Source organism: Roseateles sp. GW821-FHT09H10 (assembly GCF_059415865.1).
In genome coordinates this window covers 158,110-178,965 of the sequence record NZ_JBWKOB010000007.1, presented here as the reverse complement: position 1 = coordinate 178,965, position 20,856 = coordinate 158,110, and the positions used below count along the sequence as shown (strand labels likewise).

The window sequence follows — 20,856 nt, the reverse complement described above, 5'->3', positions numbered from 1 at the left end:
GATGTGCTTGTGGGTCGAACCGGCAAGCATCGCCGTCCCCTCGGGGGACCGGCCAAGGTACCCCTTGGACGAGGGGCGCTACCTTCCTGCCCACCAGGCCAGGGTCTCGTAGACGACGTAGCGCACCCGCGCGAAGCCCTCGACGGACGGGCACCAGTCGTCGAAGCCGCTCAGGGCGTCGTCGCGCAGGCCGACCGGCGCCGGCAATATCTGGATGCCCAGGGGCGCCGCCTCCGCCTCGAAGGCGCGCAGGGCGCGGCGCATGTGCGCGTCGTGCGTGACCAGCACCACCTGCTTCACCCCGTCCTTGGCCAGCAGGGGCAGGGTGTGGGCGGCGTTCTCGCGGGTGTCCCGCGAACTGCCCTCGGCCCAGCGCAGCCGCAGGCCGTAGTCCTGGGCGGCGACCCGGCCGATGATGTCGGCCTCGGGCTGGCGCAACTCGGTCGCTGTCCAGCCGATCCCGCCCGAAAAGGCCAGCGGCCAGCCGCTGCGCCGGGCCGCCCAGACGCCGTAGGCCAGGCGCTCGGCGGTGATGCGGGCCGGCGAGCCGGCGTTGAACTCCGGCGCATGGCGCCTCACGCCGCCGCCCAGCACCAGCACGGCGCCATCGGCGCGGCCCCGCAGCGCGTCGACCTGGGACGGCGCCAGCACGGCCGGCTGCCCGGCAGCCCGGATCAGCAGTTCCCCCGCCGCCTCGGTGGTCGACAGCCAGGCGCTGACCAGGGCCAGGCCCAGCAGCACGCCGCCCCAGCGGCGTCCGCGCCTGAGCCGCCAGCCCCCCCAGGCCGCCAGCAACAGCATGGGCACGGGCGGCAGGGCCATCGCCAGCAGCAGCGTCTTGAAACCTGAATAGTCGAGGGAGATCACCCGCGGCATCTTCGCCGACATCAATAATGCTTTTGCCGTGATGCCGCTTTCCCGCTCCCCCGCCCGCATTGCCCTCTGGACCTTCGCCGCTTTGTCGGCGCTGGTCACCTTGCTGCTGCTGATCGTGACGCTGGCCCTGCCAGGCTGGGTCAAGGGCCGCGGCGCGGCGCTGGCCAGCGAGACTCTGGGGCGAGCAGTCGCCATCGAGGAGGCGAGCTTCCAGCCCTGGCGCCTAGCCCTGGTGGTCGAAGGCCTGAGCATTGCCGGCCGCGATGCCAGGCAGCCGCCGCTGTTCAAGCTGCGCAAGATGGATGCGGCCCTGTCGCTGCGCTCCCTGCTGCGCGGCCGGGCCGTCATCGAATCCGTGGCCCTGACCCGGCCCGAACTGCGCGTCGCCCGCCTGGCCGAGGGCCGCTACGACATCGACGACCTGATCCAGCGCTTCGCCGCCAAGCCCGGCGCCCCCGAAGAGCCCGATGCCGAGTTCGCCGTCTACAACATCGAGCTGGCCGACGGCCTGCTGGTCTTCGACGACCGCCCGGTGCAGCGCAAGCACGAACTGGCCGGCCTGCGCCTGGCCCTGCCTTTCATGTCGACGCTGCCGGCCGACGTCAAGGTCAAGGTGCAGCCCCACCTGAGCGGCAAGCTCGACGGCGTGGCTTTCGACAGCAGTGCCGAGGCGCTGCCCTTCGACGACGACGTCAGCGCCCGCCTGTCCTTCAAGCTGGCTGGCCTGGACCTCGCCCCGCTGGCGGCCTATGTCCCTGCCAGTGCGCCCGTCCGTCTGGGCGGCGGCAGGCTGGATGTCGACGTGGCGCTGGACTTTGCCGAGCGGCCCAAGCAGCCGCCCGGCGTCAAGCTGAGCGGGCGGATCCAGCTGCATGACTTGGCCCTGGCCCAGCCGGATGGCAAGCCTCTGCTGGCTTTGCAGCACCTCAACCTGCCGCTCGTCGACGTGCAGCCGCTGCGCCGCCAGCTCGGCTTCGGCCAGATCCTGCTGGAGTCGCCGAGCGCCTGGCTGCGTCCCTTGCCGAAGGCGACGGCTGCAGAACCCGCCTCGCCGGCGGCGACGCCCTGGCAATACAGCCTCGCCGGCCTGGAGATCAAGGACGGCCGCTTCACCGTCAACAAGGACCTGGCGCTGGACGGCATCCAGCTCAAGCTCGGCGCGGCCGCCTGGCCCTTGAAGGCGCCGACCCAGCTCGACGCCAGCCTGCGCCTGGATGAAGCCACCCTCAGCGCCAGGGCCCAGCTGTCGCCCGAACTGCTGCAGGCCGATGCCGAATTGAACGGCCTGGCCGTGGAGCGCCTGGCCGCCTGGCTGCCCTTGCCGGATGGGGTGCGGCTGAGCGCCGGCATTTCCACCAAGGCCGGCTTGAGCCTCAAGAACCCACTGGCTGAAGGCGCCGCGGACCGCCTCCAGCTCAGTCTGGCCGAGCTGCAGATCAAGGAGGCGCGCCTGGGCCTGCCCGGGGCGCCCAGGCTCGTGACCCTGGCCTCGGCCCAGCTCGACAAGGCCAGCATCGAACCCGGGGCCCGTACCGTCGCGCTGGGCACGCTGACCTTGGACGCGCCGCGCGCCCAACTGGCCCGGGAAGGCAGCGGTCGCCTCAATATTGCCGCCCTGATGCCGCCCGACAGCGCCGCCTCCGCCGCCGGCCCGGCCTGGACGCTGCAACTGGCCGCGCTCAACATCGAGCGTGGCGCGCTGCGCTGGCAGGACGCCGCCGTGCCCGCGGGTGTGGCGCCCGTGGCCCTGGCCGTCGAGCCGCTGCGGCTGCAGCTGGGTGCGTTGAGCTGGCCGGCCACGGCGCCGATGCAAGCCCAGCTCACCGCCCAGCTCGCCGCCCTTGGCGCCAACGACCAGCCCGTCGCCTCCAGCGCCGGCAGCCTGCAATGGAGCGGCAAGCTCGGCCTGGCGCCGCTGTCGGCCAGCGGCACGGTGCAGGCCAAGGCTCTGCCTCTGCATCTGCTCAACGCCTATCTCGACCCCGCCTGGGGCCTGCAACTGCAGCGCGCCGAACTCGGCATGAAGGCCGAGGTGACGGCCCAGCAGGCCGGCAGCGCCTGGACGGCCGGCGCCGATGGCGATGTGCGCATCGGCCCGCTGGCCCTGCTGCAGACCCGGGTCGTCGACGGCCAGCGCGTCATCGGCGAGGACCTGCTGAGCTGGCAGTCCTTGCAGCTCGACGGCCTCAAGCTGGCCCTGGCGGCGGGTGCACCGCCTCGCGTGGCGGTGAAGGACGCGTTGCTCGAAGACGGCTATGCCCGCCTCATCGTCAACGAGCAGGGTCGTTTCAATCTGCGCGATCTCGGCCCGGCCGAAGCGGCTTCCGCGCCGGCTTCTCCCGCTTCCGCGCCCGCGCCCGTGTTCTCCGCCGAGCGCATCCGTGTCAACCGCGGCATCGTCGACTTCAGCGACCGCTTCGTGAAGCCCAGCTACAGCGCCCGCCTGACCGAACTGCAGGGCTCGCTCGGCGCCTTCGCGTCGACCAGTCCGGCCATGGCGCCGCTGACTGTGAAAGGCAAGGTCGCCGGCACGGGGCTGCTGGAGATCGACGGCCAGCTCAGACCGGGCAGCCCGCCGGCCATGGACATCGCCGCCAACGCCACCGACATCGAGCTGGCGCCGCTGTCGCCCTATGCCGGCAAGTACGCCGGCTACGCCATCGAGCGCGGCAAGCTGTCCACCCGGCTGCGCTACAAGGTCGAGCCCGGCGGTCAGCTGGTGGCGAGCAACCAGATCATCCTGCACCAGCTGAGCTTCGGCGAACGCGTCGACAGCCCCGACGCGACCTCGCTGCCCGTGCGCTTCGCCCTCGCGCTGCTGAAGGACGGCAATGGCGTCATCGACATCAATCTGCCGGTCAGCGGCTCGCTGAACGATCCGGAGTTCAGCGTGGGCGGCCTGGTCTGGCGGCTGTTCCTGAATCTCATCGGCAAGGCGCTGACCTCGCCCTTCGCCCTCTTCAGCGGCAGCGACAGCCCCGAGGAAGCGCAGATCGCCTTCAAGCCCGGCGGCGCCGAGCTGGCCGCCCAGGACCAGCTCAGCCAGCTCGACCGCGTCGCCAAGCTCCTCATCGACAAGCCCGGCGTGCAGTTGACGCTGACCGGCTGGGCCGGCATTGCCGCCGAGGGCCAGGCCCTGCGCGAGCAGCGCCTGGCCACGGCGCTGAAGGCCGAGAACGCCGCCACGCCCGAGGCGGCGCTGAAGCGCCTGTACGAGGCCAGCAAGCTGCCCAACAAGCCCAAGAACCTGATCGGCATGGCCAAGGAACTGCCACCGGCCCAGATGCGCGGCCTGCTGCTGGGCAGCTATGCCATCGACGACGAGCTGCTGCGCCAGCTGGCCGTGGCGCGCGCCACCGCGGTGCGCGATGCGCTGCTGGCGCGTGGCGCGCCCAATGCCCGCGTCTTCGTCGCCGCCCCCAAGCTCTGCGACCAGGGTTGCGATGAGACCTGGCGCCCCCATGTCGAGTTGTCCCTTGGAGCCCATTGAAGGTCATCCCATGTCAGCTACGAATCTCGAAACCATCACCCTGGCCGGCGGCTGTTTCTGGTGCCTGGAGGCCGTCTACGAGCGCGTGCGCGGCGTGCATCACGTCGAGAACGGCTACAGCAACGGCCAGGGCGCCAAGCCCACGTATGAAGCCGTCTGCGGCGGCAACACCGGTTTTGCCGAGGTCGTGCGCATCGCCTTCGACCCCGCCGAGGTGTCGCTGCGCGAGCTGCTGGAGGTCTTCTTCACCATCCACGACCCGACGACGCTGAACCGCCAGGGCGCCGACGTCGGCACCCAGTACCGCTCGGGCCTCTACTGGCACACCGAGGCCCAGCGCCAGCTCGCGGCCGAGGTGCTGAAGGAGGTCAACGACCACCATGCCGGCCGCGCGGTCACGGAACTGCAGCCCGAGACCAACTACCACCCGGCCGAGGCCTATCACCAGCACTACTACGCCCGCAACCCGGACCAGGGCTATTGCGCCTTCGTCGTCGCCGGCAAGGTGGAGAAGTTCCTGTCCACGTTCAAGCGCCTGGTCAAGTGATGCTGGCCTGGGGCGGCCTGCGTCATCGCTATGCCGGCGGCGCCGAGATCGCCTATGCCGATTTCGCGCTGGCCGCGGGCCGGCATCTGCTGCTGCGCGGCGCCTCGGGCTCGGGCAAGTCGACGCTGCTGGCCCTGCTGGCCGGCCTGCTGCGCGTGCAGCAGGGTGAACTGATCGTCGCCGGCGCGGAGCTGCAAAGTCTCAATGCTCGAGAGCTGGATGCCTGGCGTGGCGCGACCCTGGGTGTGGTGCCCCAGCGCCTGCATTTGAGCGAGGCCCTGACCGTCGCCGAGAACCTCGCGCTGCCGGCCCTGGCTGCGGGGCAGGGTGCTGACCGGGCGCGCGCAGCCGAGCTTCTGTCGGCGCTGGACATCACAGAGCTGGCCGGCCGCCGACCTCACCAGTTGAGCGTCGGCCAGGCCCAGCGCGTGGCCCTGGCACGGGCGCTGATGCGCCGCCCCGGCTTGCTGCTGGCGGATGAGCCCACCGCCAGCCTGGACGACGAGCATGCGCTGCACATGCTGGCCCTGCTGCTGACCACCGCCGAGCGCGAAGACTGCACGCTGATCATTGCCAGCCATGACAGCCGCGTCATCGACGCCTTGGGGGAGCGCGATGACGTGGCCGAGCTGGTGCTGCCCGGCAAGTCTGGCGACGCTTCAGCGGACCCGACGACCTTCTGGTCCAGCGGGGTGACGCGGTGATCCGGCTCGCTTGGCGCTATCTGTGGTCCAGCCCGCTGACGACCGCCCTGAATCTGCTGCTGCTGACACTGGGGCTGGCTGCCGTCACCTTCGTGCTGCGGGCCAGCGCCCAGGTCGAGGCGGGGCTCAAGCGCGACCTCGCCGGCATCGACCTCGTCGTCGGCGCCAAGGGCAGCCCCATGCAGATCATGCTGGCCGGCGTCTTTCATCTCGATGCGCCGACAGGCAACATCCCGCTGGCGACGCTGGAGCTGCTCAAGCAGCAGCCGCTGGTGGCCCAAGCCGTGCCGCTGTCGCTGGGCGATTCATTTCGCGGCTATCGCATCGCCGGCACGACGCCGGACTATCTCGATCTCTACGGCGCCAGGCTGGGGCAGGGCGGCTTGTGGACCAAGCCCATGCAGGCCGTGCTGGGCGCAGAGGTCGCGCGTACGAGTGGCTTCAAGATCGGCGATCGTTTCGCCGGCAGCCATGGCCTGGCCGATGGGGGTGGGGCGCATGGCGACCACCAGTTCGAGGTTGTCGGCGTGCTGGCCGAGGCGGGCAGCGTGCTGGATCGACTCGTGCTGACCGACCTGGCCTCCGTGTGGGAGGTGCACGAAGACCATGCGGTCCACGACGAGGACGACAAGCCCAGGGAGATCACGCTGGCTTTGGTGCGCTACCGCAGCCCGCTGGCGGCCGTCATGCTGCCGCGCTGGGTCAACGCCCAGGACGGCCTGCAGTCGGCCGCGCCGGCGCTGGAGACGGCCCGCTTGATGCGGCTGGTGGGTGCGGGCACCGAGGTGCTGCGCGGCTTTGGCATCGTGCTGTTGGCGGCGGCCGGCCTGTCGGTATGGGTCGCGCTGCTGCATGCCGTGCGGGCCCGCCAGGGCGATCTCGCCATGCTGCGCATGCTGGGCGCGCCGGCCCGCCGCGTCGCCGCCCTGATCGCGCTGGAGGCGCTGCTGCTGGCGGCTCTCGCCGCCGCGCTGGGACTGGCGGCCGGCCATGGCCTGGTGGCCTTGCTGGAGCGCTTGCTGGCCGAGCGGCAGTCGCTGCGCCTGGGGACCCTGGGCTGGAGCGACGCTGAATGGCTGGTGCCCACGCTGGCCGGCGGCCTGGCCCTGCTGGCCGCGGCCTGGCCGGCCTGGCGGGCCTACCGCCTGGACGTCACGACGCTGCTGCAGGCGCCGCGCTGACGTTGATGACCCAGGTCACGCCGAAGCGGTCCTTCAGCATGCCGTAGAGGGGCGCCCAGGACGAAGGCGACAAGGGCTGGATGACGGTCGCGCCTTCGGCCAGCCGAGCCCAGCGGTCTTCGGCCTGCTTGGCCGTGCCGCAGCCCACGCAGATGAAGTACGCGTTCTCGCCGGCCTGCCAGGCGGTGTCGGTGGGCACGTCATAGGCCATGACCTGGAAGCCATCCGCCGCGCGGACCTGGCCCCACATCAGGCGATCGGCGTCCTGCGGGTCGCGCACGTTGTGGGCGTCCTGGTAGCTCATCAGCGCGATCTCGCCGCCAAAGGCCGATTGGTAGAACTGCAGGGCCGCGCGCGCCTGGCCGCGCAGATTGATGTGGGGGACGACGGAGACAGACATGGTTCGCTTTCTTGAAAGTGGAGGGGGCGTCGTCATCACCCCGGTGAGGGGCGCCCGGCGATGAACGGACAGGCGTTACTCTAGGCAGCCCTCCTGCCAGTTTTCGTCAGTTGCTGACGACCCGCCGATGTCGCGACCTGAACGCCTGTTTCGACTGCTGCAAGCCCTGCGCACCCTGCCGGCACCCGTCACTGCCGAGCAGCTGGCCGCCGAGACCGGCGTGTCGGTGCGCTCCATCTACCGCGACATCGAAAGCCTGCGCATGTCCGGCGCCGAGATCGCCGGCGAGCGCGGCCTGGGCTATTGCCTGGTCGAGGACGGCAGCCTGCCGCCGCAGACCTTCACGCGGCTGGAGATCGAGGCCCTGGTGCTGGGGCTGGCCGAGGTGCGCCATATCGGCGACCCGGCGCTGGCCCGGGCCGCCGCGTCGGTGCTGGCCAAGGTCGTGGCCACGCTGCCGTCGGTGGGGCAGCAGCACATCCAGCATGCGGTGTCGCAGGTGCACCGCTTCAGCGAGCGTCCGCCGCCGGCCGTCGACCTGCAATTGCTGCGCGAGGCCTGCTGGCGCGAGGAGGCGCTGCAGATGGCCTATGTCGACCGCGACGGCGCCGCCAGCGACCGCAAGGTCTGGCCCTTGGGGCTGGTCTACGTGGACAGGCTGCTGGTGTTGCTCGCCTGGTGCTGCCTGAGGCAGGGCTTCCGCATGTTCAGGCTGGAGCGCATCCAGCGGGTCGACAACCTCGGCGAGAGCTTCCGGCCGCGGCGCGCGGCCCTGCTGCGGCAATACCTTGCCACGCTGCAGGCCGGCACGGCGGAGCGACAATGACGCCATGAAGTTCCCTGCTTCCGTCATCGCCCTCAGCCTGCTGGCCGCCACCGCCGCTTTCGCGCAGACCGCGCCTTCCATGGGCCAGGGCCCGGGCTATCACGACCCGCGCAGCCCCTTCAAGCCGCTGGAGGAACGCGCCGACATCCTGTCCTGGAAGCTGCTGTCCCAGGTCACGGCCAAGGCCGAGAAGAAGAAGATCGTGCCGACCTTCCCGGCCGCCGTGCAGGCCCTGGACCGCAAGACGGTCAAGGTGCAGGGCTTCATGATGCCGCTGGAGGCGGGCGACAAGCAGCAGCACTTCCTGCTGTCGTCGGTGCCGACGACCTGCTCCTTCTGCGTGCCGGCCGGCCCGGAAGGCCTGGTCGAGGTGCGCACCAAGAAGCCCGTGCGCTACACGCTGGAGCCTGTCGTCGTCGAAGGCGTGCTGGCCGTGCTGAACGACGATCCCTACGGCCTGTACTACCGGGTGGAAGACGGCAACGCCGTCAACTGATCAAGGGATCAAGGCGCGAGGCGCTCGCGCACCCAGCGGTCGGCATCGCGCATGAACACCAGCCGGTCATGCAGGCGCGAACGGCGCCCCTGCCAGAACTCATAGCGGTCCGGCACCAGTCGGTAGCCGCCCCAATGCGGCGGCCTGTCCGGGTTCAGCCCATGCTGCACCGCCGCCTTGGCCGCATTGGCTACCAGCACGGCGCGCGAGCTGATGACCTGGCTCTGCGGCGAGGCCCAGGCGCCCAGGCGCGAATCCAGCGGCCGGGTCTTGTAGTAGTCATCCGATTCCTCGGCCGAGGTCTTCTCCACGCACCCTTCGACGCGCACCACGCGCTCCATCTCCACCCAGTGAAACTGCAGGGCCGCCCAAGGGTTGCCTGCTAACTCCTCACCTTTGCGGCTTTCGTAGTTGGTGAACCAGACCATGCCGCGGGCGTCGCAGCCCTTGAGCAGCACGACGCGGGTCGACGGCCGGTGGTTGGCGGCCACGGTGGCCACCGTCATCGCCGTCGGCTCGGACACGTCATGGGCGATGGCCTCGTCCATCCAGCGGTTGAAGAGGGCCAGCGGCCCATCGGCGGCCTGGGCCTCGTCCAGCTCTCCCAGTTCGTAACTCTTGCGGAACTCACTCAGCTTGCTCATGGGGCCGAAGTATGCAGACCTTCCCTTAAGTGAACCTCCCAGTTTCAAGAGCAAGGTCACTCGGCATGCTTGTGGCACCGCAGCAAAAGGCTTTGCACCCCGTTGCGGCAGCAGTTTTCCAAGGACGCCAACCGAATGATCAAACGACGCCCCGCCGTCGTCGTGCTGGCCGCAGGACGCGGCTCACGCTTTCGCGGCTCGGGCCACAAGCTTGAGCAGCACCTGGGCAGCACGCCCGGCGGAGACACCTTGCTGGCGCGCAGCCTGCGCGCCGCGATCGCCACGCAGTTGCCCGTCGTCGTCGTGACGACCCCCGCCCTGGCGCCGGCCGTGCACAGGCTGATCGCCGCGCGCGATGTCGTGACCCTGCCCGAGCGCGATGCCCAGGGCCGGCCCCAGCCCATCGGCATGGGGCATTCCATCGTGGCCGGCGTCAGCGCGACGGGCGACGCCGACGGCTGGCTCATCCTGCCGGCCGACATGCCCCTGGTGCAGCCCACCACCATCATGGCGGTGGCCGAAGGCCTGGAGCGCTATCCGGTCTGCTATGCCCAGTACCGCGGCATCCAGGGCCATCCGGTGGGCTTCGGTACCGAGCTCTATTCCGAGCTGATGGCCCTGCAGGGCGACGAGGGCGCACGGCGCATCGTGGCCCGCTATGCGGCCCAGCCCATCGCCGTCGACGACCCCGGCGTGCATGTGGACGTCGACACCGAGGAAGACCTCGCGCGTCTGCGCGGCTAGGTCAAAGTGGGGCGCAGAGCCCGTGCTGGGCGGCCAGATGGGCCTGGCGCTCCAGTTCCATGTCCCGGATGCCGTGCTCGCGCAAACCCTGAACGGTGCGCAGCAGATAGTCCAGCGTCGTGCCATAGCGGCCGCTGGCGTGCTGGAAGATGTGCAGCAATTCGGGCTCGTGCAGATGGCCGGTCCAGTTGGGGCTCTGGCGCGACAGCGTGAAGGCCAGCGCCCGCAGCCGGCCTTTCGGCGTGTCGCAGTTCAGCCAGCGCGGCTCGTAGACGCCATTGGGCATCTCACGCTCCCACAGCGGCAGCAGCACGGACTCGCCGATGGCGCGGGGAATGCGGTAGACCAGGCCGCGGCAGCTGCCGCCCGAGATCAGCGCCAGCACCAGGCCCGGCTCCTGCGGCGACCCGCGGTTCACCCGCGAGCGCATGCGCAGCACGCGGTGAAAGCCCAGCACCTTGGCCTGCAAGGCCTCGGCATACTCGAAGTCCGGGCGCCAGATCAGCGAGCCGTAGGCAAACAGCAGCAGGTCGTCGCCGCTGGCCCGCCATTCGGCGGTGGTTCTCTGCAGCAGATGGGCGCTGCGCGCCGGGCCGTGGGGAATGTTGATTGCCGGTGACACCATCACCCTCCATCTTGTCACGTCGGTACCCAGGTCGTAACCCGCAGCCCGCTGCGGAGAAGTAATATGGTTACCTAAATTCCCAACGGCCGGTTACGAGAGCCGCAGGAGACCCAAATGCACGCCACACTCGATCAAGTTACAGACCGCATCCGCGAACGCAGCGCCAAGCTGCGGGGCGACTACCTCGCCCGCATCGCCAGGCTCAGCGGCCGCCAGCGCGGCTTCGAGCGCATGGGCTGCGCCAACGTCGCCCATGCCGTCGCGGCCCTTCCATCCAGCGACAAGCTGCGCATCGTGGCCGAGAAGGCGCCCCATCTGGGCGTCGTCACGGCCTACAACGACATGCTGTCGGCCCACCAGCCCTACGAGGGCTACCCCGAGCAGATCCGCGCCGAGGCGCACCGCCTGGGCGCCACCGTGCAGGTGGCCGGCGGTGTGCCCGCGATGTGCGACGGCGTGACGCAGGGCTTGCCGGGCATGGAGCTCAGCCTGTTCTCGCGCGACACCATCGCGATGGGCACGGCCGTGGCCCTCACCCACGATGTCTTCGACGCGGCCCTGCTGCTGGGCATCTGCGACAAGATCGTGCCGGGCCTGCTGATCGGCGCCCTGCATTTCGGCCATCTGCCCTGCGTCTTCGTGCCGGCGGGGCCGATGAGCTCGGGCATCTCCAACAGCGACAAGGCCAAGGTCCGCGAGCTCTATGCCCAGGGCAAGGTCGGCCGCGATGAGCTGCTGAAGAGCGAGTCCGCCGCCTATCACGGCGCCGGCACCTGCACCTTCTACGGCACGGCCAACAGCAACCAGATGCTGCTCGAGGCCATGGGCCTGCACACCCCCGGCAGCGCCTTCGTGCACCCGCATGACGACCTGCGCGCGGCGCTGACCCGCGAGGCCGTCGCCACGGCCCTCAACATCAGCGGTCGCATCGAAGGCAAGGCCGCCAAGCCCATCGGCCATGTGGTCGACGAGCGCTGCATCGTCAACGCCATGGTGGCCCTGCTGGCCACCGGCGGCTCGACCAACCACCTCATCCACTGGGTCGCCGTCGCGCGCTCCGCCGGCATCCTGATCGACTGGACGGACTTCTCCGACCTGTCCGGCGTCGTGCCGCTGCTGGCCCGCGTCTATCCCAACGGCAGCGCCGATGTGAACCAGTTCCAGGCCGCCGGCGGCCCGGGCTTCGTCATCCGCGAGCTGCTGGATGCCGGCCTCATGCATGAGGACGTCATCAGCGTGGGTGGCGAGGGCCTGCGCCCCTACGGTTTCGTGCCGCGCGCGGTGGGGCAGGGCGGCGAGGTCGTCCGCGAGGCGCTGCCGGCCGCCAGCGGCGACGACGGCGTCGTGCGCACTGCCGCCGAGCCTTTCAGCGCCACCGGCGGCCTCAAGCTGCTGGACGGCAACATCGGCCGCGCCGTCATCAAGTCCTCGGCCGTGCCCGAGGACCGCCACACTATCGAAGCTCCCTGCCGCATCTTCACGACGCAGGAAGCCATGCTCACCGCCTTCAAGAACGGCGAGCTGGAGAAGGATGTCGTCGTCGTCGTGCGCTTCCAGGGCCCTCATGCCAACGGCATGCCCGAGCTGCACAAGCTGACGCCGCCGCTGGCCGTGCTGCAGGGCAAGGGCTTCCGCGTCGCCCTGGTCACCGATGGCCGCATGAGCGGTGCCTCGGGCAAGGTGCCCGCCGCCATCCACGTCAGCCCCGAGGCCCTGGCCGGCGGCCCGCTGGCCAGGCTGCGTGACGGCGACGTGGTGCGCGTCTGTGCCGTCAACGGCGTGCTCGCCGCCCTGGTCAGCGATGCCGAATGGGCGGCCCGCGAGGTCGCGACCCTGGACCCCGCCGAAGCCGACGTCAACGGCCATGGCCTGGGCCGCGAGCTGTTCGCCGGCATGCGCCGCAATGTCCTGAGCGCCGAGCAAGGCGCAGTTACTTGGTTGTGAGAGTGAGGCCCCTCGCCCAGCCTTGCGGCGCTGAACGCGCGCCAATCTGGTCGGTCTTGCAGACCGCGCTGCGGCATGAGCCGCAGCCCTTCGGCAGGCACATGCCGCCCACTGGGCGCCATGTGTCCGGCCTCAGCCCCCGAGGGGACGCCGAAGCTTCCGGCATGGAGCCGCAAGCTTCGCCAAGTGGGCCGGCTTGGGAGCGGCCCAGCGCTCGGCCCGAATACCCCGGTCTTATGGAGAACTGAAATGCTCGACACCCTGAGCCTGGCCAGCCATGGCCCCGTCATCCCCGTCATCGTCATCCAGCGCCTGGAAGACGCCGTACCCCTCGCCGAGGCCCTGGTGGCCGGCGGCGTTCGCGTGCTGGAAGTGACGCTGCGCACTCCCGTCGCCCTGCAGGCCATGGAAGCCATGGCCAAGGTGCCCGGTGCCATCGTCGGCGCCGGCACGCTGCGTACGCCGCAGGACGTGGTGAATGCGAAGAACGCCGGCTGCCAGTTCGGCGTCAGCCCCGGCTACACCGACGCGCTGGCCGCCGCCTGCAAGGCCGAGGGCCTGCCGCTGCTGCCGGGCGTGTCGACGGCCTCCGAGGTCATGCAGACCAACGCGGCCGGCTTCGGCTTCCTGAAGCTCTTCCCGGCCGTCGCCGTCGGCGGCGTCGCCCTGCTGAAGTCGCTGGCCGGCCCCTTCCCGGACGTCGCCTTCTGCCCGACCGGCGGCATCTCGCTGGAGACGGCGCCGCAGTTCCTGAAGCTGCCCAACGTCAAGGTCTGCGGCGGCTCCTGGCTGACGCCCCAGGACGCGGTCGACGCCAAGGACTGGGCCCGCATCACCAAGCTGGCCTCCGAAGCCGCGGCCCTGCGCGCATGACGGCCGCTGTCGTCGCTCAGGTCTGGTCCAGCGCGACGCACAGCTTCTCCAAGTTCGCTCAAGCTGAACTGCGCCTCATCGAAGGGCAGGGCGTCGAAGGCGACGCCCACTGCGGCGTGACGGTCAAGCACCGCTCGCGCGTGGCCGTCGACCCGACCCAGCCGAATCTGCGCCAGGTGCACCTGATCCCGGGCGAGCTCTTCGACGAACTCGCGGCTCAGGGCTTCGGCGTGCAGCCGGGCCAGATGGGTGAGAACCTCACGACGCGCGGCGTCGACCTGCTGGCCCTGCCGCGCGACACCGAACTGCGCATCGGCGCCGATGTCGTGCTGCGCGTGACCGGCCTGCGCAACCCCTGCCCGCAGATCGAGAACTTCGAGGCGGGCCTCTTGAAGGCCGTCGTCGGCCGCGATGCCGATGGCGAGCTTGTGCGCAAGGCCGGCGTCATGAGCATCGTGCTGGCCGGCGGCGCCGTGAAGCCGGGCGATGCCATCGCGGTGCGGCTGCCTGCGCCGCCCTTCATCAAGCTCGAACGCGTCTAGCCCGGGATATCGAACAGCAGGCAGGTCGTGCTCGCGTGAGCGTAGAGCTTGCCGTCATGGCCGACGAGTTCGGCCTCGGCCGTCGTCACCTGGCGGCCCCGGTGCACCACATGGCCGATGGCGCGCACCAGCGGCACCTTGTCGCTCAGGGCCCGCACGAGGTTGACCTTGAACTCCAGCGTCGTGTAGCCGCGCCCGATCGGCAGCGTGGTGTGCACGGAGCAGCCCAGGGCCGAGTCCAGCAGCGTCGCGAACCAGCCGCCGTGCACGCTGCCCAGCGGGTTGTAGTGCTTGAACTGCGGCCGGCCCTGGAAGGTGGCGCGGCCGTCCTCGACCGAGACCAGCAGGAAGTCCAGCGTCTCGCTGATCGGCGGCCGCGGGGCTTGGCCCTCGATCATGGCCTGCATCTGCTGCAGGCCCGTCTTGCCGGCCAGCATGACCCGTGAGGCCAGGCCGGCTTCGTGCTGCTGGCGCGCCCGGGCGGCGGCTTCTTCGGCCTGCCATTGGGCAAGGACGTCGTCGGGGAGGGAGCTCATGGTGGCGGTTTCAAGCGATGAAACCGCCGATTTTGCGCAAGCGCCCTGCCAGGCGCTGTCACCAGGGTTCAGGCGGCCAGCCGTGCCCCCGGGGTGGCGATGTGACGCGGGAGTTCGCAGGTCCTGAGCTTGTCCAGCACCGGCCCCTGCCAGGGCAGCAGATAGACCAGGGTCGCCAGCGTGGCGCGCCGGCGCGACGACAGCAGCGGCCGGCCGCGCTCGTCCAGCAGCAGCACGTTGGAGCGCACGTTCAGCGGATCGGCCTGCACGACGGCGGCTTCATTCATCTCGACCCAATCCCATTCCACCCAGGCGCAGCTGTCGGCATAGCGGCGCTCCCACCGCGTGGACCCGCTGACGCGGCTCTCGCCGCTGCGCGTTTTGTGCAGCTGGGTGTGGGCGTGGCGCACGTCCTGGGCTGCGCTGGACAGGGCCGCGACGGGCCAGCAGACGCTCCCTTCGGGCAGCCGGATCAGGGTTGACATGAAGCACCTCTCGGTCGTGCGTTTAGAACGAGCGCTCAGTCTCTGGTCACGGTTGAGGCGCAACAAGCTGGCAGACTTGGCAGGTATGGGCGTGCCCGAAATGAACTACCAGCAACTGATCGACGTCGGCTTGAGCGATGACCTCGCCAGCTTCGAGCGTCGCCTGATTGCGACCGCCGACGCCATGGGCTTCCCGATCATTTCGGGCATGCTGATGCGGGGTGTCCTGAAGGACTCCGACGTTCGCATCACCACTTTCGGCAACACGCCCGAAGGCCATGCGGAAGCCGCCAAGGATCACGGCGATGCATTGCGCGATCCGGTGATCGAGAGGCTGATGGATCAGCCCGTTCCCGTGGTCTACGACCAGCAGACCTATGTCTCCGCGGGCGTCGGCGAGCTGTGGGAGATGCAGGCGCCCTATGGCTACAAGACCGGCATCGCGGTCAAGCTGCATCTGCCGGGGGACAAGCACTTCCTGCTCGGCGTCGATCGCGAGGAGGCGCTGCCGCAAGCTGGTATCCAGTTGATGCAGATGGTTGCAGGGTTGCAACTGCTGGCCGCCCATGCGCTGACCGCGGCAGACCGCCTGCTGAGCGCCAAGCTCGTCAACACCGACCTGCCCAAGCTGACCAAGCGCGAACTGGACGTGCTGAGCTGGACGGCCCAGGGCAAGACGGCCTGGGAAGTCAGCGTCATCCTGGGCATGAGCGAGAAGACGGTGAACTTCCATCTCGGCAATGCCATGCGCAAGCTGGAGGTCACGTCCAAGCACCAGGCCGTCCTCAAATGCGTAACGGCGGGCGTGCTCTGACGTCGCACAACCTAGCAGACTTGCTAGGTTTCTAGGGGGGTGAAAACGGAGACAGTCCGGTCAAGCAATTTTTGACCGTATCCCTTCGGAGTCTCCATGGAAAGAATCATCGACCTGATCTGCGAAATCCTGGGGCTGCCCCGCTTCGGCGGCTGACAGCACAGGGCCGCTGGATGACCGAGGCGCATGCGGCGATGAAGTACCCGGGTGACCAGCTCCAGTCGACGAGCTCCGCATCCATGGTCCTCCTGAAGCCGCTGCGCCCGGCCCCATCCTCGATGCCCGCCAACCGCAACGGCCGCCTGTCCATCTCCGCTGAAACCTATGCCCGGCTGCTGAGCCTCGCCGACCAGGCGCCCCTCGACTGCCTGCCCCTGAGTTCCCGCACCCTGGGCTACGCCAAGACGCTGGGCTACAACCGGATCGGCCAGATCCGCGGCACCCCGCAGAGCCGTCTGCTGGCCGACCTGGGCGAGGAGCGTGCCGAGGAACTCCAGCGCGCCCTGCATGACTTCGGCATGCGTCCCACACCGCTCGGTTCTGCGAGCGACTGACGCGCATCAAGCCCCCCGTTCAACTCCTTCGAGCCCGGCAACCCCGGGCTTCTTTTTTGCACGGCACCCGCCGCGTGCGAGCATGCAGGTCTTGACCCGAGCCTGACATGCAAGACCGTGACATCCCCCTTGAGGCCTGGCCGCGCCGCGCCGCCCTCGAACATTTCCGCCGCATGGCCCAGCCGGCCTTCAGCGTCACCGTGCCGGTGGACGTGACCGGCCTGCGCGAGCGCGCCGCCGCCCAGGGCGCCACGCCCTGGCTGGCGTATCACCACGCCGCGCTGGAAGCAGCGAACGGCATCGATGCCATGCGCCAGACCATGAAGGCCGACGGCAGCGGCGTGCGCGAGTTCGCCGTCATCCATGCCAGCACGACGGTGCTGCGCGAGGACGGCAGCTTCGGCTTCGTCACCCTGCCGCGCGAGGCCGCGCTGGCGGCTTTCGCGGCGCGGGCCAAGCCCAATGTCGAACGCGTGCGCCAGGCCAGCGGCGACCTGTTCGCCGCCGATGAGCCGGGCGAGGTGCGCGAGGAGACCCTGGTGCACATGACGGCCTTGCCCTGGCTGGCCTTCACGGCCTTCACGCATGCCCGTGGCGTGGGTGACGACAGGCCCAAGGTCGCCTTCGGCCGTTTCAGGGAAGAGGGCGGGCGGCTGCTGATGCCGGTGGCCATCGACGTGCACCACGCCCTGTGCGACGGCGTGCATGTCGGCCGCTTCTTCGAGAGCTTCCAGGCCAGGCTGGACGCGATCTAGCCCCGTTCTAGCGATAGTCGGCCACGTCGACCTCGCCCTTTTCGCTGTCCAGCATGTGGCGCCAGGCGTCGGGCTGGCTGCCGTCGAGATCGGTGAAGCCATAGACGCGGGCCAGTTGGCCGCTGGACAGGGACTGGCCGCTCCAGCGGGCCACATCGGGATCGCCGGCCAGTGCGACGACGGCGCGGCCGACGTAGGCCGGACTCTCGGCGATCGCAAAGCCCGGCACGCGCTCGACGGCCTCGCGCCAGTTGTCCTCGCGCACGCCAAAGGCTTCCAGCATGGCCTCCGAGCGCAGCCAGCCCGGCGTCAGTGACAGCCCTGTCGCCCCGCGCGACTTCAGCTCATGGCCCAGCGCGAAGCCCATGCGCATCACCGCGGCCTTGCTGAGGTCGTAGAAGAAGGAGTTGCGGTAACGGCTGCCGTTGTAGGCCTCGGTGCCGTCATTGATCTCGATGACCAGGCCGCCGGGCGTCTTCAGCAGCAGCGGAATGGCGCAGTGGCTGGTGATGGCGTGGGTGTCGATGGCCAGGCGCAGGCTGTGCAGGCCGAATTCGAGGTCCGACTCCCAGACTGTCTTGCCCCACTCGATGCGGGTGGCGCCGAAGATGTCGTTGACGAGGAGGTGCAAGGCGCCCTGGTCGCTTTCGATGCGGGCCACCAGAGCACGCACCTCCTCCGGCACGAGGTGGTCGACGCGCACCGCGATGCCACGGCCGCCGGCGGCGTCGACCAGGGCTGCCGTCTCCTCGATGGTCTCGGGCCGGTCCATCTCGGAGCGCCGGCCTTCGGCGCTGCGCCCCGTGCAATAGACCGTCGCGCCGGCCTCGCCCAGGGCCACCGCGATGCCGCGGCCGGCGCCGCGCGTCGCACCGGCCACCAGGGCAACCTTGCCAGTCAATGTCTTGTTCATGGGAGTCTCCTGCTCAGCGGCGGACAAGGCGGCATGATTGTCGAAAACGGGCCGGCTCGTTCGTCGTCCCCATATCCATCACTTTGCAAGGATTCGACATGGCAAGCAGCACCGAGAAGGTCAAGGGCCCGGCCTCCTACTTCCCGTCCATCGAGAAGAACTACGGCCAGCCCATCGCGCACTGGGAGAAGGTCATCAACCAGGCCGGGCCGCTCAAGCACATGGAGCTGGTCAATCTGCTGAAGACCGAGCACGCGATGGGCCATGGCCACGCCAATGCGCTGGTGGCCTGGTGCCTGGCGAAGAAGAAATAGCGCGGCCTCCGCGTTTGTTGGGATGAAGGGGAGGCAGGACGGGGGGAGACTGCCGGTCATCTGGCTCAGTGCTCGAGGCTCCCCATGAACTCCCCGCGCCAACTGGTGCTGCTGTGCGATGGCACCAACAACAACCTCAGCGGCCGCCATGCCGACACCCATGTGGTGCTGCTGGCGGAGCTGCTGAGGCTTTTCCCCGACCCCTCCCGCCTCGTCTATTACGACCCTGGCGTCGGCAACCCCGGCCAGCTGCCGGGCACGACCTTCGCCGACAAGGTCGGCCGGGCGCGCGATCGCATCAACGGCCTGGCCTTTGGCCGCGGCCTGTATGACAACGTCGCCGAGGGCTACCGCTTCCTGATGGCCAACTGGCGGCCGGGCGACCAGATCTTCGTCTTCGGCTTCTCGCGCGGCGCCTTCACGGCGCGCTCCATCGCCGGCATGGTGAATGCCTTCGGCATCATCGACAGCCACCAGGACACCCTGGTCTCCAGCCTCGTCGCCACCTATTTTTCCAAACCCTCGCCGGCCCATGCCGCCATCCGCGAGCAGGCGGCGCGGCTGTTCGGCCAGGGCGGCGCGGGCCAGCCCTGGCCCGAGGTGCATTTCGTCGGCGTCTGGGACACCGTCGCCAGCGTCGGCCTGCCGCCCTTCGGCCTGAAGATCACCGCCCGGCCCACCTTGGACGGCAAGCATTTCCGCCATGTGCGCCAGGCCATGGCCCTGGACGAGCAGCGCGCCCAGTTCATGCCGCGCGCCTATGCGCAGAACAACGGCAGCTACGAGCTCGCCAACCACCAGCAGGGCGACATCAAGCAGTTCTGGTTCCGCGGCTCGCATTGCGATGTCGGCGGCGGCAATGTCTACCCCTACAGCGAGCTGTCCCGCGCGCCCTTCGCCTGGCTGGTGGCCGAGGCCTTGCAGTGCGGCCTCAAGCTGCCCGCCAACGCCGCGCATGCAACGCCCGCCAGCGAGGCCGAGGTCTTCGACCTGATGCCGGCCCTGGACCCGCATCCGCCGCAACGCCACGCCGTCCGCATCAACAGCGAGACCTGTGCCACGCCGCTGTGGGCGCTGACGGGGCTCAAGGTGCGCGACACGGCGCATGCCGAGATGGACGAAGGCGCCTGCATGCCGGTCAGGATGGAGGCGCATGCCTCGGTGCTGCAATGGGCGCATGCCTTTCCGGCCCGCACCGCCTGGTGTGAGCGCGGCAACGCCGCGTCGTGGGGCAAGCTGGCGGCTGGCCTGCTGCTGCTCATCGGCCTGATGGCCATGATGGGCTGGATGCATGCCAGCTCGGAAGGCCTGCTGCCGCCGCTGGCCCAGCTCTCGGCGGCCTTCGACGCCAATCTGGCCTTCCAGCGCTGGCAGCTCAGCCTCGCCTCCATGGGCGAATGGATGGGGCAGGCCCGCGGCTTTGCCCGGCCCGGCTGGGCCGTGGCGCTGGACTTCGCGCTGATTGCCACCTGGACCTGGCTGCTGGCGCCGTGGTTCTGCCGCGCCTTTGCCCGCCATGCCGGCCTCATCCAGGTCGGCATGACGCCGCCGGCCTGGCTGAACCGCGCCGGCTGGGCCCTGGCCGCCGCCGTGGGCGCCGACCTGGCGGAGGACCTGCTGTCCTTCGCGGCCTTGTTCGTGGCGGGCAGCGGCCTCGAGCCCATGCCGTCCTGGCCGCTGGCCGCTGCCGTGCGCCTGCTGCTCTTTGCGGCCAGCGCCGTCAAATGGGCGGGCCTCGTCGGCGTGGCCCTGCTGATCCTGAGCTCGCTGCTGCGCCGCCACACCCAGGTGGCGACGCCGCGGCCGGCGACGACCTAGCCGTCAATGGTCACGATGACCGGCGCATGGTCGCTGGGGCGCTCGTTCTTGCGCGGCAGCTTGTCGATCTCGCAGGCCGTCACGCGGCCCGTCAGCGCCGCGCTGACGAGGATGTGGTCGATGCGCAGGCCCTGGTTCTTGCGGAAGGCCAGGTTGCGGTAGTCCCACCAGCTCCAGCTCTTGGGCGGCTGCTCGAAGAGGCGGAAGGCATCGGTCAGGCCCAGGTTGATGAGCTGCTGGAAATGCTCGCGCTCTTCGGGCGTGCAGTGGATCTGGCCGGCCCAGGCGATGGGGTCGTAGACGTCGCGGTCCTCGGGAGCGATGTTGAAGTCACCCATCAGCACGAGGTTCTCGTGCGTCTTCAATTCCTCGATCAGCCAGCTGCGCAGGCCGGTCAGCCAGTTCATCTTGTAGGTGAACTTCTCGCTGTCCGGTGCCTGGCCGTTGGGGAAGTAGCCGCCGATGACGCGCACGCCGCCCACGGTGCCGGCAATGACGCGGGCCTGCTCGTCGGCAAAGCCGGTGATGTTCTTGACGACGTCGGTGGCCTTCTCGCGGCTGATCAGCGCGACGCCGTTGTAGGTCTTCTGGCCAAACCACTGCACCTGGTAGCCGGCCTCGCCGATTTCCATGGTCGGGAATTTGTCGTCGGTGAGCTTGGTCTCCTGCAGCACCAGCGCATCGACGGGATGGGCGGCCAGCCAGTCCAGCACCTGGGGCAGGCGGATGGACAGGGAGTTGACGTTCCAGGTGGCGAATTTCTTCATGCCGCCAT

General features: G+C 69.6%; 23 protein-coding genes. 15 read left to right on the top strand and 8 right to left on the bottom strand.

Translation table 11 applies throughout. From position 1 onward, the window contains the following. Window positions 1-78: 78 nt before the first annotated feature. Window positions 79-888, bottom strand: a complete 810-nt coding sequence (locus tag AC07OY_RS26835; protein WP_495045659.1) for a YdcF family protein — start codon at window positions 886-888, stop codon at window positions 79-81. A 19-nt stretch (window positions 889-907) separates the two neighbouring features. Here AC07OY_RS26835 and AC07OY_RS26830 point away from each other — a divergent pair, with 19 nt between their 5' ends. The 4 genes from AC07OY_RS26830 to AC07OY_RS26815 are packed head-to-tail and all read left to right on the top strand — an operon-like array spanning window position 908 to window position 6,798. Continuing rightward, the gene (locus tag AC07OY_RS26830; protein ID WP_495045776.1) at window positions 908-4,366 is read left to right on the top strand and encodes a DUF748 domain-containing protein; all 3,459 of its coding nucleotides are present in this window, start codon (window positions 908-910) and stop codon (window positions 4,364-4,366) included. A gap of 10 nt (window positions 4,367-4,376) precedes the next feature. Continuing rightward, a complete protein-coding gene (gene msrA, locus AC07OY_RS26825; protein WP_495045658.1) occupies window positions 4,377-4,913 on the top strand; it encodes a peptide-methionine (S)-S-oxide reductase MsrA in 537 nt (178 codons plus the stop codon). Beyond that, the gene (locus AC07OY_RS26820) at window positions 4,913-5,617 is read left to right on the top strand and encodes an ABC transporter ATP-binding protein (RefSeq protein ID WP_495045657.1); all 705 of its coding nucleotides are present in this window, start codon (window positions 4,913-4,915) and stop codon (window positions 5,615-5,617) included. The genes msrA and AC07OY_RS26820 overlap by 1 nt, the downstream gene beginning before the upstream one ends. Then, entirely contained in the window at window positions 5,614-6,798 is a 1,185-nt protein-coding gene (locus tag AC07OY_RS26815; protein WP_495045656.1) for an ABC transporter permease, read from the top strand. Before AC07OY_RS26820 ends, AC07OY_RS26815 begins: the two co-directional genes overlap by 4 nt. On the opposite strand, the gene AC07OY_RS26810 is transcribed toward AC07OY_RS26815, so the two are convergent. Beyond that, window positions 6,770-7,198, bottom strand: a complete 429-nt coding sequence (locus AC07OY_RS26810; protein WP_495045655.1) for a VOC family protein — start codon at window positions 7,196-7,198, stop codon at window positions 6,770-6,772. The genes AC07OY_RS26815 and AC07OY_RS26810 overlap by 29 nt on opposite strands. A gap of 127 nt (window positions 7,199-7,325) precedes the next feature. Between AC07OY_RS26810 and AC07OY_RS26805 the strand changes: the two genes are divergently transcribed. Together AC07OY_RS26805 and AC07OY_RS26800 are read left to right on the top strand one after the other, a co-directional pair. Next, entirely contained in the window at window positions 7,326-8,024 is a 699-nt protein-coding gene (locus AC07OY_RS26805) for a helix-turn-helix transcriptional regulator (protein WP_495045654.1), read from the top strand. 4 nt (window positions 8,025-8,028) lie between these two features. Beyond that, window positions 8,029-8,520, top strand: a complete 492-nt coding sequence (locus AC07OY_RS26800; RefSeq protein ID WP_495045653.1) for a DUF3299 domain-containing protein — start codon at window positions 8,029-8,031, stop codon at window positions 8,518-8,520. Between the two features lie 8 nt (window positions 8,521-8,528). Here AC07OY_RS26800 and pdxH read toward each other — a convergent pair whose 3' ends face one another. After that, window positions 8,529-9,164, bottom strand: coding sequence for a pyridoxamine 5'-phosphate oxidase (gene pdxH / locus AC07OY_RS26795; RefSeq protein ID WP_495045652.1), 636 nt, complete (start codon window positions 9,162-9,164; stop codon window positions 8,529-8,531). A 135-nt stretch (window positions 9,165-9,299) separates the two neighbouring features. Here pdxH and AC07OY_RS26790 point away from each other — a divergent pair, with 135 nt between their 5' ends. Then, a complete protein-coding gene (locus AC07OY_RS26790) occupies window positions 9,300-9,908 on the top strand; it encodes a nucleotidyltransferase family protein (RefSeq protein ID WP_495045651.1) in 609 nt (202 codons plus the stop codon). Between the two features lies 1 nt (window position 9,909). Here AC07OY_RS26790 and AC07OY_RS26785 read toward each other — a convergent pair whose 3' ends face one another. Beyond that, window positions 9,910-10,533, bottom strand: coding sequence for a gamma-glutamylcyclotransferase (locus AC07OY_RS26785; protein WP_495045650.1), 624 nt, complete (start codon window positions 10,531-10,533; stop codon window positions 9,910-9,912). A 114-nt stretch (window positions 10,534-10,647) separates the two neighbouring features. Between AC07OY_RS26785 and edd the strand changes: the two genes are divergently transcribed. The 3 genes from edd (at window position 10,648) to AC07OY_RS26770 (ending at window position 13,892) form a co-directional block, all read left to right on the top strand. Then, entirely contained in the window at window positions 10,648-12,477 is a 1,830-nt protein-coding gene (edd, locus tag AC07OY_RS26780; protein ID WP_495045649.1) for a phosphogluconate dehydratase, read from the top strand. 249 nt (window positions 12,478-12,726) lie between these two features. Next, entirely contained in the window at window positions 12,727-13,350 is a 624-nt protein-coding gene (gene eda, locus AC07OY_RS26775) for a bifunctional 4-hydroxy-2-oxoglutarate aldolase/2-dehydro-3-deoxy-phosphogluconate aldolase (protein WP_495045648.1), read from the top strand. After that, window positions 13,347-13,892 carry an MOSC domain-containing protein gene (locus AC07OY_RS26770; protein ID WP_495045647.1) on the top strand — a complete coding sequence of 182 codons (546 nt, stop codon included), beginning with the start codon at window positions 13,347-13,349 and terminating at the stop codon, window positions 13,890-13,892. Before eda ends, AC07OY_RS26770 begins: the two co-directional genes overlap by 4 nt. Here AC07OY_RS26770 and AC07OY_RS26765 read toward each other — a convergent pair. Continuing rightward, window positions 13,889-14,428: a PaaI family thioesterase gene (locus AC07OY_RS26765; protein ID WP_495045646.1), complete on the bottom strand. Its 540-nt coding sequence runs from the start codon at window positions 14,426-14,428 to the stop codon at window positions 13,889-13,891. The genes AC07OY_RS26770 and AC07OY_RS26765 overlap by 4 nt on opposite strands. Before the next feature lie 68 nt (window positions 14,429-14,496). Then, complete coding sequence (locus AC07OY_RS26760) at window positions 14,497-14,913, bottom strand: DUF4902 domain-containing protein (protein WP_495045645.1); 417 nt, start codon at window positions 14,911-14,913, stop codon at window positions 14,497-14,499. Between the two features lie 85 nt (window positions 14,914-14,998). Here AC07OY_RS26760 and AC07OY_RS26755 point away from each other — a divergent pair, with 85 nt between their 5' ends. From AC07OY_RS26755 to AC07OY_RS26745, 3 genes are all read left to right on the top strand, one after another. Beyond that, on the top strand, window positions 14,999-15,727 hold the full coding sequence (locus tag AC07OY_RS26755; RefSeq protein ID WP_495045644.1) for a helix-turn-helix transcriptional regulator: 729 nt from the start codon (window positions 14,999-15,001) through the stop codon (window positions 15,725-15,727). 239 nt (window positions 15,728-15,966) lie between these two features. Beyond that, on the top strand, window positions 15,967-16,281 hold the full coding sequence (locus AC07OY_RS26750; RefSeq protein ID WP_495045643.1) for a hypothetical protein: 315 nt from the start codon (window positions 15,967-15,969) through the stop codon (window positions 16,279-16,281). Window positions 16,282-16,388: 107 nt separating this feature from the next. Next, window positions 16,389-17,036, top strand: a complete 648-nt coding sequence (locus AC07OY_RS26745; protein WP_495045642.1) for a CatA-like O-acetyltransferase — start codon at window positions 16,389-16,391, stop codon at window positions 17,034-17,036. A 7-nt stretch (window positions 17,037-17,043) separates the two neighbouring features. Here the strand turns inward: AC07OY_RS26745 and AC07OY_RS26740 are convergent, their stop codons facing one another. Beyond that, window positions 17,044-17,949 (bottom strand): SDR family oxidoreductase, encoded by a 906-nt coding sequence (locus tag AC07OY_RS26740; RefSeq protein ID WP_495045641.1) that lies wholly within the window; start codon window positions 17,947-17,949, stop codon window positions 17,044-17,046. A gap of 98 nt (window positions 17,950-18,047) precedes the next feature. Between AC07OY_RS26740 and AC07OY_RS26735 the strand changes: the two genes are divergently transcribed. Then, entirely contained in the window at window positions 18,048-18,263 is a 216-nt protein-coding gene (locus AC07OY_RS26735) for a DUF4287 domain-containing protein (RefSeq protein ID WP_495045640.1), read from the top strand. Between the two features lie 84 nt (window positions 18,264-18,347). Continuing rightward, the gene (locus tag AC07OY_RS26730) at window positions 18,348-20,081 is read left to right on the top strand and encodes a T6SS phospholipase effector Tle1-like catalytic domain-containing protein (RefSeq protein ID WP_495045639.1); all 1,734 of its coding nucleotides are present in this window, start codon (window positions 18,348-18,350) and stop codon (window positions 20,079-20,081) included. Here AC07OY_RS26730 and xth read toward each other — a convergent pair. Next, entirely contained in the window at window positions 20,078-20,848 is a 771-nt protein-coding gene (gene xth, locus AC07OY_RS26725) for an exodeoxyribonuclease III (protein WP_495045638.1), read from the bottom strand. The genes AC07OY_RS26730 and xth overlap by 4 nt on opposite strands. Between the last annotated feature and the right edge of the window lie 8 nt (window positions 20,849-20,856).

Bases quoted from the DNA above. Each gene is read 5' to 3' on its own strand.
- AC07OY_RS26835 (WP_495045659.1), bottom strand. From the start codon at position 888: ATGTCGGCGAAGATGCCGCGGGTGATCTCCCTCGACTATTCAGGTTTC.
- AC07OY_RS26830 (WP_495045776.1), top strand. From the start codon at position 908: ATGCCGCTTTCCCGCTCCCCCGCCCGCATTGCCCTCTGGACCTTCGCC.
- msrA (WP_495045658.1), top strand. From the start codon at position 4,377: ATGTCAGCTACGAATCTCGAAACCATCACCCTGGCCGGCGGCTGTTTC.
- AC07OY_RS26820 (WP_495045657.1), top strand. From the start codon at position 4,913: ATGCTGGCCTGGGGCGGCCTGCGTCATCGCTATGCCGGCGGCGCCGAG.
- AC07OY_RS26810 (WP_495045655.1), bottom strand. From the start codon at position 7,198: ATGTCTGTCTCCGTCGTCCCCCACATCAATCTGCGCGGCCAGGCGCGC.
- AC07OY_RS26805 (WP_495045654.1), top strand. From the start codon at position 7,326: ATGTCGCGACCTGAACGCCTGTTTCGACTGCTGCAAGCCCTGCGCACC.
- AC07OY_RS26800 (WP_495045653.1), top strand. From the start codon at position 8,029: ATGAAGTTCCCTGCTTCCGTCATCGCCCTCAGCCTGCTGGCCGCCACC.
- pdxH (WP_495045652.1), bottom strand. From the start codon at position 9,164: ATGAGCAAGCTGAGTGAGTTCCGCAAGAGTTACGAACTGGGAGAGCTG.
- AC07OY_RS26790 (WP_495045651.1), top strand. From the start codon at position 9,300: ATGATCAAACGACGCCCCGCCGTCGTCGTGCTGGCCGCAGGACGCGGC.
- AC07OY_RS26785 (WP_495045650.1), bottom strand. From the start codon at position 10,533: ATGGTGTCACCGGCAATCAACATTCCCCACGGCCCGGCGCGCAGCGCC.
- edd (WP_495045649.1), top strand. From the start codon at position 10,648: ATGCACGCCACACTCGATCAAGTTACAGACCGCATCCGCGAACGCAGC.
- eda (WP_495045648.1), top strand. From the start codon at position 12,727: ATGCTCGACACCCTGAGCCTGGCCAGCCATGGCCCCGTCATCCCCGTC.
- AC07OY_RS26770 (WP_495045647.1), top strand. From the start codon at position 13,347: ATGACGGCCGCTGTCGTCGCTCAGGTCTGGTCCAGCGCGACGCACAGC.
- AC07OY_RS26765 (WP_495045646.1), bottom strand. From the start codon at position 14,428: ATGAGCTCCCTCCCCGACGACGTCCTTGCCCAATGGCAGGCCGAAGAA.
- AC07OY_RS26760 (WP_495045645.1), bottom strand. From the start codon at position 14,913: ATGTCAACCCTGATCCGGCTGCCCGAAGGGAGCGTCTGCTGGCCCGTC.
- AC07OY_RS26755 (WP_495045644.1), top strand. From the start codon at position 14,999: ATGGGCGTGCCCGAAATGAACTACCAGCAACTGATCGACGTCGGCTTG.
- AC07OY_RS26750 (WP_495045643.1), top strand. From the start codon at position 15,967: ATGGTCCTCCTGAAGCCGCTGCGCCCGGCCCCATCCTCGATGCCCGCC.
- AC07OY_RS26745 (WP_495045642.1), top strand. From the start codon at position 16,389: ATGCAAGACCGTGACATCCCCCTTGAGGCCTGGCCGCGCCGCGCCGCC.
- AC07OY_RS26740 (WP_495045641.1), bottom strand. From the start codon at position 17,949: ATGAACAAGACATTGACTGGCAAGGTTGCCCTGGTGGCCGGTGCGACG.
- AC07OY_RS26735 (WP_495045640.1), top strand. From the start codon at position 18,048: ATGGCAAGCAGCACCGAGAAGGTCAAGGGCCCGGCCTCCTACTTCCCG.
- AC07OY_RS26730 (WP_495045639.1), top strand. From the start codon at position 18,348: ATGAACTCCCCGCGCCAACTGGTGCTGCTGTGCGATGGCACCAACAAC.
- xth (WP_495045638.1), bottom strand. From the start codon at position 20,848: ATGAAGAAATTCGCCACCTGGAACGTCAACTCCCTGTCCATCCGCCTG.